This is a genomic window from Rhodopila globiformis (genome assembly GCF_002937115.1).
Taxonomy (GTDB): Bacteria; Pseudomonadota; Alphaproteobacteria; order Acetobacterales; family Acetobacteraceae; genus Rhodopila; species Rhodopila globiformis.
In genome coordinates this window covers 23,317-33,793 of record NZ_NHRY01000251.1, presented here as the reverse complement: position 1 = coordinate 33,793, position 10,477 = coordinate 23,317, and the positions used below count along the sequence as shown (strand labels likewise).

General features: G+C 65.6%; 6 protein-coding genes. 3 read left to right on the top strand and 3 right to left on the bottom strand.

What is annotated here, in order from left to right; all coding sequences use genetic code 11:
* Positions 1–198: 198 nt before the first annotated feature.
* Complete coding sequence (locus tag CCS01_RS26100) at positions 199–1,527, top strand: pentapeptide repeat-containing protein (RefSeq protein ID WP_158258608.1); 1,329 nt, start codon at positions 199–201, stop codon at positions 1,525–1,527.
* Positions 1,528–1,643: 116 nt separating this feature from the next.
* Here CCS01_RS26100 and sucD read toward each other — a convergent pair whose 3' ends face one another.
* The 3 genes from sucD to mdh are packed head-to-tail and all read right to left on the bottom strand — an operon-like array spanning position 1,644 to position 4,682.
* Entirely contained in the window at positions 1,644–2,519 is an 876-nt protein-coding gene (gene sucD, locus CCS01_RS26095; protein WP_104521698.1) for a succinate--CoA ligase subunit alpha, read from the bottom strand.
* Positions 2,520–3,716: an ADP-forming succinate--CoA ligase subunit beta gene (gene sucC, locus CCS01_RS26090; protein WP_104521697.1), complete on the bottom strand. Its 1,197-nt coding sequence runs from the start codon at positions 3,714–3,716 to the stop codon at positions 2,520–2,522.
* Positions 3,717–3,728: 12 nt separating this feature from the next.
* Positions 3,729–4,682: a malate dehydrogenase gene (mdh, locus tag CCS01_RS26085; protein WP_104521696.1), complete on the bottom strand. Its 954-nt coding sequence runs from the start codon at positions 4,680–4,682 to the stop codon at positions 3,729–3,731.
* Between the two features lie 1,166 nt (positions 4,683–5,848).
* On the opposite strand from mdh, the gene CCS01_RS26080 reads away from it, so the two are divergent.
* Together CCS01_RS26080 and CCS01_RS26075 are read left to right on the top strand one after the other, a co-directional pair.
* Positions 5,849–9,022, top strand: a complete 3,174-nt coding sequence (locus CCS01_RS26080) for an efflux RND transporter permease subunit (protein ID WP_104521695.1) — start codon at positions 5,849–5,851, stop codon at positions 9,020–9,022.
* Positions 9,023–9,044: 22 nt separating this feature from the next.
* Positions 9,045–10,268, top strand: coding sequence for an efflux RND transporter periplasmic adaptor subunit (locus CCS01_RS26075; protein ID WP_104521694.1), 1,224 nt, complete (start codon positions 9,045–9,047; stop codon positions 10,266–10,268).
* The last annotated feature ends 209 nt before the right edge of the window (positions 10,269–10,477 follow it).

The window sequence follows — 10,477 nt, the reverse complement described above, 5'->3', positions numbered from 1 at the left end:
GCCGAGTCGTCAAGAGGGTTCCGTGAAATTATGGCACTACAAAAAATTCCGGCGGGATGAATGGCGGATTTCTCCGGTTTTCGGACCGTTCGTTACGCTAAGTTGGCGTTTGGTCGGCAAATGTGGGTTAATCAATCATTAACCTGGAACTGTCATGGTGACCGCCAATCAGTGGCGATCGGGGTGCCGAGCATAGCAATGGCGCGACCAGGCGGACCTGAAACGAGACGCATCGGTGAGGTCGAGCTGAGGACCATCCTCGACCAGCACAAGACGTTCTTCAACCGCAACCCCGGCGGCCGGCGCGCCTGCCTGAAGTTCATGGACGCCTCCGGGCTGGATCTTTCCGGCCGCTGCCTGGTCGAGGCGGACCTCAGCGGCGTCCGCCTGCGGCAGGCCAACCTGAGGGGAACCGACCTGCGCCGGGCCAACCTGTTCGGTGCCGACCTGACCGGCGCCGACCTGACCGGCGCCAGGCTGGAGGGTGCCGATTTGCGCGGCATCACGTTGCGCGATGCCATCCTGGTCCGCGCCGACCTGACGCGCGTTGATCTGCGCGAGGGATTGCTGATGGCTGCCAACAGTGGCGATCTGCGGCACAGCCATCCCGACAGGGGCACGCCCATGCAGGGCGCCGCCGCCAGCGGCGCGGTCCCGCGCAATGCCAACGCGGCAAATCCGATGGTCAAGCGGGCTGACCTGCGCGATGCCAACCTCAGCAACACCACGCTGGCCCATGCCAACATGGCCAAGGCCGACCTGACCGGCGCCAATCTGCACGGGGCCGACCTGACCGGTGCCAACCTGGCAGGCGCCGTGCTGGACGGCGCGACCCTGAACCGGGCGATCATGATATCCGCCGTGCTCAGGCGGGCCAGCCTGCTGGGTGTCCTGCTGGATGACGTTGACCTCAGCCAGGCTGATCTGAAGGACGTCGCCGTGCCGCGACCGCTGAAGGCCGATATCCTCGACATCATCAGGCGCCACACAGTGTGGATCGACAGCAAGGGCCGGTCGGGCGTGCGGGCGGACCTGACCGGCGTCGATCTCACGGGGGCCGATCTGCGTGGAATGGATCTTGGCGCTGCGGTCCTCCGAGGTGCCGTGCTGCGGGGCACCAATCTGTCCGGCGCGTCGCTGTCGATGGCAGACTTGTCGCTGGTGGATGGGCGCATGGCCAACCTGACAGGCGCTGTCCTGGAAGGGGCACAACTGGAGCGAGCGATCCTCGAGTCTGCCATCATGGCGGAGGTGCGCGCCGCTCCGCTGCCCATCGGTGAGCGCTGGGACTGGCCGACCAACCTGACCCAGGCGCGGTTGACCGGGGCATGCCTCACCGGCGCCGAGCTTGTTCAGGCACGCCTGATGAAAGCAGACCTCAGCCAGGCGGATCTGCGAGACGCCAATTTCTCCCGGGCGTCGCTGTGCGAGGCAGTGGTGCGAGGGGCCAAGCTGGCCGGGGCGAAACTACACGGCGCCGACCTGAGCGGGTGCGTTGGCCTGGAGGAGGAGGCGGCAAGCCCCTGACACAACGGTGAGGCTGGGATCCATGAGCAACGCAGGGCCCGGCCGCCAAGCCAAGCCCTGCAGGATATGCCGGTGTCAGGTCCTTCACCCGGACCCGATACCGGCCATCCGGCGAACTACCCCTTCAGCACCTTGACCATCGTGCTGCCCAGCGCCGCGGGGCTGTCGGCGACGTGGATGCCGGCGGCGCGCATCGCCTCCATCTTCGCCGCCGCGGTATCCTTGCCGCCGCTGATCACTGCGCCGGCATGCCCCATGCGGCGGCCGGGAGGCGCCGTGGCGCCGGCGATGAAGCCGACGGTCGGCTTTTTCACAGGGTTCTTCGCCAGGAACTCGGCCGCGTCGATCTCGGACTGGCCGCCGATCTCGCCGATCATGACGATCTGCTTCGTCTCGGGATCGGCCAGGAACATCTCCAGCACGTCGATGAAGTCGGTGCCCTTCACCGGGTCGCCGCCTATGCCGACGCAGGTGGTCTGGCCCAGTTCGGTCGCCGTGGTCTGCGCCACCGCCTCATAGGTCAGCGTGCCCGAGCGGGACACGATGCCGACACTGCCGCGGCGATGGATGTGGCCCGGCATGATGCCGATCTTGCAGGCGCCGGGGGTGATCACGCCGGGGCAGTTCGGCCCGATCAGGCGGGACTTCGAGCCAGCCAGTGCCCGCTTCACCTTCACCATGTCCAGCACCGGGATGCCCTCGGTGATGCAGACGATCAGCGGGATTTCCGCGTCGATCGCCTCCAGGATCGCGTCCGCGGCGAACGGCGGCGGGACGTAGATCACCGAGGCGTCGGCGCCGGTCTTCTCCCGCGCGTCCCACACCGTGTCGAACACCGGCAGGTTCAGGTGCGTCATGCCGCCCTTCCCCGGGGTCACGCCGCCGACCATTTTCGTGCCGTAGGCGATCGCCTGCTCGGAGTGGTAGGTGCCCTGCGCGCCGGTGAAGCCCTGGCAGATGACCTTGGTGTTGGCGTCAACAAGGACGGACATTTACGCGGCCTCCCGCACGGCTTTGACAATCTTCTCGGCCGCATCCGCGAGGTTATCGGCCGCAACAATCGGCAGGCCCGATTTCGCCAGGATCTCTTTCCCCAGTTCCACGTTGGTGCCGGCCAGACGCACCACCAGCGGCACCGACAACTGCACGTCGCGCGCGGCGGAGACCACGCCCTCGGCAATGATGTCGCAGCGCATGATCCCGCCGAAGATGTTGACCAGGATGCCTTCGACGTTCGGGTCCGACAAGATGATCTTGAACGCCGCGGTCACCCGCTCCTTCGTCGCGCTGCCGCCGACGTCCAGGAAGTTGGCCGGCGCCATGCCGTACAGCTTGATGATATCCATGGTGGACATCGCCAGGCCGGCGCCGTTGACCATGCAGCCGATGTTGCCGTCCAGCGCCACGTAGTTCAGCTCGAACTTGGCGGCTTCCAGTTCCTTCGGGTCTTCCTCGCCCTCGTCGCGCAGCTTTTCCAGTTCCGGATGGCGGAACAGGGCGTTGTCGTCGAACGACACCTTGGCGTCCAGCGCGACCACGTCGCCGGCGCCGGTGACGACCAGCGGGTTGATCTCGATGATCGCGCAGTCCAGCGCCAGGAACGCCTTGTAGATCGCGGCGACGAACTTGCCGAAGGAGGACGCCTGCTTGCCGGTCAGCCCGAGGCCGGCGGCCAGCTTGCGGCCGTGGAAGCCGGAGATGCCCGAGGCCGGGTCGATCGCGGCGCGCAGGATCTTTTCCGGATGCTTCGCGGCGACTTCCTCGATCTCCATGCCGCCTTCGGTGGAGGCGACGAAGGTGACGAAGCCGGTGGCGCGGTCCACCAGGACCGACAGGTACAGCTCACGGGCAATGTCGCAGCCGGCCTCGATATACAGCCGGCGCACCGCCTTGCCGGCCGGGCCGGTCTGCTTGGTGACCAGCGTATGGCCGATCATGGCCTCGGCGTTGGCGCGGACCTCGGCGGGCGAGCGTGCCAGGCGCACGCCGCCCTTGCCGTTGGGATCGTCCGCGAAGCGGCCGGCACCGCGGCCGCCCGCGTGGATCTGCGACTTGACCACGTATACCGGGCCAGAAAGCTTCGTGGCTGCTGCCTCGGCTTCTTCCGGTGTCCAGGCAACGCGGCCATCCAGGACGGTGACCCCGTACTGCTTCAGCAGCTCCTTGCCCTGATACTCGTGGATGTTCATAAGCTGGTTTCCTTAGCCGATTAACTTGCGCGAGGCTTCGATCAGCTCCCGCACGGCGCCGCAGGACTTGTCGAATGCGGCCTTTTCGGTGGCGTTCAGCTCGATTTCAACGATTTTCTCGACGCCGCCGGCACCGATGACGACCGGAACGCCGACATAGAGGTCGTTGATGCCGTACTGCCCGGTCAGGTAGGCGGCGCAGGGCAGCACGCGCTTCTTGTCCTTCAGGTAGGCCTCGGCCATGGCGATCGCCGAGGCCGCCGGGGCATAGAAGGCGCTACCGCGTTCCAGCAGCTTGACGATCTCGCCGCCGCCGTTGGCGGTGCGGGTGCAGATGGCGTCGATCTTCTCCTGCGTCGTCCAGCCCATCTTGATCAGGTCGGGGACCGGGATGCCGGCGACGGTGGAGTAGCGGGTCAGCGGCACCATGGTGTCGCCGTGGCCGCCGAGCACGAAGGCGGTGACGTCCTCGACCGAGACGCCGAATTCCTGCGCCAGGAACAGGCGGAAGCGGGCGCTGTCGAGCACGCCGGCCATGCCGACGACCTTGTTGGCCGGCAGGCCGGACTTCTGCTGCAGCACCCACACCATCGCATCGAGCGGGTTGGTGATGCAGATGACGAAGGCGTTCGGGCAATTGGCCTTGATGCCTTCCGCGACGGTGGCGATGACACCGGCGTTCTTGCCGATGAGGTCGTCGCGCGACATGCCAGGGGTGCGGGGGAAGCCGGCGGTGATGATCACCACGTCGGCGTCCTTGATGGCGGCATAGTCCGAGCCGCCGGTCATGGTGGAGTCGAAGTCGTCAACCGGGCCGGACTGCATGATGTCGAGCGCCTTGCCGGCCGCGACGCCGCCGAACACGTCGAACAGCACGACGTCGCCAAGTTCCTTCAGGCCAATCAGGTGGGCGAGCGTGCCGCCGATGTTGCCGGCGCCGATGAGCGCGATCTTGTTGCGAGCCATGGGGCGTGTCCTTCCGAAGGCGCGGCAGTGGCGCCGGGTGACATGTTACGGAGCCTACCGGGCCACCACGCATGGCGAGGGCCGGGAATGGCTGCCCGGAAGGTGGGGCGCTTGCTAGCCCATCACGTTCGGGCGGGCAAGCGTGAGGGCGGGGGAATCAGCGGGGTTTTCCGTGCTCTTCGCCGTTGGAAACGGCGCCGCATACCAACCATGCCGCTACGCAATGCTGCCGGTTCGGAGTCTTGACTGACCAGTAGGCGCAGCCTACCAATCCGTCATCATTTATGCATATCCCGATCTTCCACCGCCGGAGCGGCAAGCCGCCGGCACCGAGCTTCTGTTGGCGCCGCGCTGGCAAGTCGTCTCGCATTGGCGCTAAATTGGGCTGCCTGTTGCCGCGTCGTGGCCCGGCTTGTCCAGGCCATCGCCGCCAGCACATGCTGCCCCGTCATGGCCCGGCTTGTCCGCATGGGCGCTACAGCAGACCGCAGGTTGGTTGAGACGCAGACGGCCTGTCTTCATCGTCATGGCCCCGCTTGTCCGGGCCACCTGTCGCGGCACACGTGCTGGAATAGGTGGCCCGGACAAGCCGGGCCATGACGAGTGAGGTGCGCCGTCGCCGTGTCTCAACCAACCTGCGGTCTGCTGTAACATGGAGCGACAGGGCCAGGTCCATTGCCTCCCCGTCATGGCCGGGCGTGTCCCGGCCATCCGCCCCCTACCGTCGAAGCGCAGATGGCCGGGACACGCCCGGCCATGACGATAGGGAGACGACCACGCCCTATTCCCGGTTATGTTAGCGCCTATGCGGCTTGTCCAAACCATGACGATACGGCAACGATCGCGCCGTCCGCCCGCTATTTTAACGCCAATGAGGCTTTCGCCGGCCATGACGATGAAGACCCGTTTGCAACGACCGTCCGGCGGTTCCGGACATGGAAAAACAGCGCTTCATTGCAGGTTTTGTCACGACGAAAGCATTTCGTTTGTAATCTAAATGGACCGTAACAAAGAGTTACACTTCGCGAGCCCGGCGGCCCGGCACTTGTCTCCGGAAGCTCCTGCTGTGAATATTAGACCAAGATCAAAGGCCACACCGGTTGCCGGGTGGTTCCATCTCGGCCCCAGGACCAGCGTCGGTAACCCACGGAGAGAAACGGCCCGTTATGTGGATTGTTCGCCTCGCCCTCGATCGGCCCTACACCTTCATCGTCCTGGCGCTGCTCATCCTGATCATGACGCCGCTGGCGATCCTGCGCACCCCGACCGACATCTTCCCCAACATCGACATCCCGGTCATCGCCGTGGGCTGGCACTACAACGGCCTGAACCCGGAGGAAATGGAAGGCCGGATAACGACGGTTTACGAACGGGTGCTGACCACCCTGGTCGACAACATCCAGCACATCGAGTCCACCACCTACCCCGGCATCGCGATCGTCCGCATCTTCCTGCAGCCGGGCGCCAGCCTCGACACCGCCAACGCCCAGGTCACCGCCGCGTCACAGACGATCCTGCGCGGCATGCCACCCGGTACCGAGCCGCCGCTGGTGATGAACTACAGCGCCTCCAGCGTGCCGATCCTGCAGCTTGGCCTGTCCAGCGATACGCTGTCGGAATCGCGGCTCAACGACCTCGCCCTCAACTTCGCCCGCCCGCAGCTGGTGACCGTGCCCGGCGCCGTCATCCCCTACCCCTACGGCGGCAAGATGCGGCAGGTCGTGGTCAATCTCGATCCGACCCTGCTGCAGCAGAAGAACCTCTCGCCCAACGACGTGCTCGACGCGCTGGCAAAACAGAACCTCGTGCTGCCGACGGGCACCGCCAAGATCTCCGAGTTCGAATACGACATCCGGCTGAACGCCGCGCCCGAAACGCTGGAACAGCTGCGGGACCTGCCGATCAAGCGCGTCGGCAACGCAACGATCTATCTGCGCGACGTCGCCTCGGTCGCCGATGGATTCCAGCCGCAGACCAACATCGCCCGGGCGGACGGACGGCGCGGCGTGCTGATGAACATCCTCAAGGCCGGCAATGCCTCGACCATCAACGTCGTCGAAGGCATCCGCAAGGTCCTGCCGCGGGTCAGGCAGACCCTGCCGCCGGAGCTGAAGATCCAGCCGCTGTCCGACCAGTCGGTCTTCGTGAAGGCGGCGATCTCCGGCGTGGTGCGCGAGGCGATCCTCGCCGCCTGCCTGACCGCGGCGATGATCCTGCTGTTCCTCGGCAGCTGGCGCAGCACCCTGCTGATCGCGGTGTCGATCCCGCTGTCGATCTTCACCTCGATCATCATCCTGGGATTCCTCGGCCAGACCATCAACATCATGACGCTCGGCGGCCTCGCCCTGGCCGTCGGCATCCTGGTCGATGACGCCACCGTCACGATCGAGAACATGGAGCGCTACCTGGAGGAAGGTTTCGGCCTGCGCAGCGCGATCCTGGAGGGCGCGGCGCAGATCGCCGTGCCGGCGCTGGTTTCCACCCTGTGCATCTGCATCGTCTTCGTGCCGATGTTCATGCTGGGCGGCGTGGCGCGCTACCTGTTCGTGCCGCTGGCGGAAGCCGTGGTGTTCGCCATGCTGGCCTCCTACGTGCTGTCGCGCACGCTGGTGCCGACGCTGGCGCTGTACCTGCTGCGCGCCAAGCCGCACGGCGAGCCGCCGACGCGCAATCCGTTCGTGCGCTTCCAGCGCGGCTTCGAGCGCCGGTTCGAGCGCGTGCGGCAGAAATACCACCGCCTGCTCACCTACTTCGTGATCCACCGGCGGGTGTTCATTCCGGCCTTCCTTGGCGGCGTCCTGTGCCTGCTCGGGCTGGTGCCCTGGCTCGGACAGAACTTCTTTCCGGAAACCGACAGCGGCCGGTTTGTGCTGCACATGCGCGCCAGGTCCGGGCTGCGGATCGAGGAGACCGCGCGCATCTGCGACCTGGTCGAGGCGACGATCCGCCGCGAGGTCGGCGCGGGCCAGATCGAGACGATCACCGACAACATCGGCCTGCCCTACAGCACGATCAACCTGACGCATTCGATCTCCGGCGTCATCGGCACGTCGGACGCCGACATCATGGTGACGCTGAAGCCGGATCACCGGCCGACGGACGGTTACATCGCCCGGCTGCGCCAGGTGCTGCCGCACGAATTCCCCAGCGTGACGTTCAATTTCCTGCCGGCCGACATCGTTACGCAGGTGCTGAACTTCGGCCTGCCGGCGCCGATTGATATCCGGATCGAAGGCCGGGATATCCTGGCCAGCCGTAACGTCGCGATCCATATCCTCAACAAGATCCGCCATGTGCCCGGCATCGTCGATGCCCACATCCAGCAGGATTTCGACTACCCGAACTTCGAAGTGAACGTCGACCGCACCAAGGCGCAGGAAGGCGGGGTCACCGAGGCCGACGTCGCCAACAGCCTGCTGGCCGTGCTCAGCGGCAGTTCCCAGACGGCGCCGATGTTCTTCCTGAACAGGCACAACGGCGTCAACTATACGCTCGCGGCGCAGACACCGCAGTACCGGATACAATCGCTGCAGGATCTGCAGAATATCCCGATCACCTCGCCCACCGCGGCGAAGGGCGGCGTGCTGGCGGATTACGCGACCATCAAGCGGTCGGAGGAAATGGCGGCGGTCGATCACTACAACATCCGCCGCGTCGTGGACATCTACGCCTCGGTGCAGGGCCGCGACCTGGGCGCCGCCGGGGCGGATGTCGAGAAAATTGTTCACGATTCAGAAAAAATGCTGCCGCGCGGCACGTTCCTGTCCATCCGCGGCCAGCTTGAGACGATGCAGAAATCCTATGTCAACCTGCTGAGCGGCCTCGCGTTCTCGATTCTGCTGGTTTACCTGCTGATCGTCGTGAACTTCCAGTCCTGGCTGGATCCGTTCATCATCATCATGGGACTGCCGGCGGCGCTTGGCGGGATCGTCCTGTGCCTGTTCTTCACCAACACCACGCTCAGCGTTCCGGCGCTGATGGGCGCGATCATGTGCATGGGCGTATCGACCGCCAACTCCATCCTTGTGGTTTCGTTTGCAAGGGAACGGCTGACCGAGCACAGCAACGCGGTGCGGGCGGCGATCGAGGCCGGCTTCACCCGGTTCCGGCCGGTGCTGATGACCGCGCTGGCGATGATCATCGGCATGATCCCGATGGCGCTCGGCCTTGGCGAGGGCGGCGAGCAGAACGCGCCGCTGGGCCGCGCCGTCATCGGCGGGCTGATGCTGGCAACCGTCGCCACGCTGGTCTTCGTCCCGGCCCTGTTCGCGCTGCTGCACGGCCGTCGATCCGCCGCCAAGTCCCGTGCCGACCGTGCGCTGGTGCATCATGCGCAGTAACGACTCTCTGGAGATTCCGTTGATGCCTCCCAACGACCTGCAAGAGCTGGATCATCCCGTCGTCCAACGAAGTCCCGCGCCCGAACCCGCGCCGGCGCGCAAGTCCCGCTGGATCGGCCCGGTGGTGGGCGCCGGCCTGCTCGTGGCGCTGGGCATTGGAATCTTCGTCGGCATCCGCGACCGCGCCGTCGATGAGCAGACGCTGGCGCGCGCCACGAACGCGGCCGCAGTGCCAACGGTCGAGGTGATCCATCCGAAGCCCGGCGCGCCCGACGTGAAGCTGGTGCTGCCCGGCAACATGCAGGCGTTCAGCGACACCGCGATCTATGCGCGGACGAACGGCTACCTGAAGAAATGGTACGTCGATATCGGCGCCCATGTGAAGCGCGGCGACCTGCTGGCGGAGATCGACACGCCGGAAGTGGACGACCAGTTGCGCCAAGCCCGGGCCGATCTGAACAACGCCAAGGCGGCGCTGGATCTCGCCGTCGTCACGGCGCAGCGGAAGGAAAAGCTGGTGCAGACGTTTGTCGCCTCGGTGGCGGATCGCGATGCCGCGGTCAGCGCGCTGGGCGTCGCCAGGGCCGAGGTCCAGTCACGTCAGGCCGCCGTGGAGCGGCTGGAGAAGATGCAGTCGTTCGAACGGGTGGAGGCGCCGTTCGATGGCATCATCACCGCACGGACCATCGACGTCGGCGCGCTGATCGCCGCCGGCAACGCCCAGTCCGGCCGCGAACTGTTCCACCTGGTCGCCATCAACTGGTTGCGTATCTATGTTTCGGTGCCCGAGACCTATTCGCCGGCGATGCGTCCCGGCCTGGTCGCGGACGTGACGCTGGATGAATATCCGGGGCAGGTGTTCAAGGGCGTGCTGACCCGCACCGCCAACGCGATCGACCAAGCGTCGCATACCCTGCTGGTCGAGGTCGACGTTCCGAACAAAGACGAGAAGCTGCTGCCCGGCTCCTATGTGCATGTCCAGTTCATGCTTCCGACCTCCGGCAAGTCGGTGACGTTGCCGGCGAATGCGCTGCTGTTCCGTAAGGAGGGGCTGCAGGTCGCGGTGGTGCGCGACAACAAAGTCGCGTTGATCCCGGCCAAGATCGGCCACGACTACGGCGAGTCGGTGGAGATCGTTTCGGGGCTGCGGCCGAGCGACGAGGTTATCGCCAACCCGGCTGATTCGTTGACCGCCGGCACGACGGTTGCGGTGAAGCAAAAGGACGAGCCTGCATCATCCAAATGAGGGCAAGACCCAGATCGGTAAAGGCCCGGCCCGGTTGATGTGGCGTCCATCGCCACCAGGGCGCATTTGGCGCGGCGTGAGGGTGCCCATACGCCGAAGGCCGTGCGAAAAGTGGCCTTACCAACGAGACGATCAATTGCGTGCCACGCATTTGGAGCGAACCGCAAGTGTGTTCGGACAAGGCGGCGGCGCGTCTTCATCGTCATGGC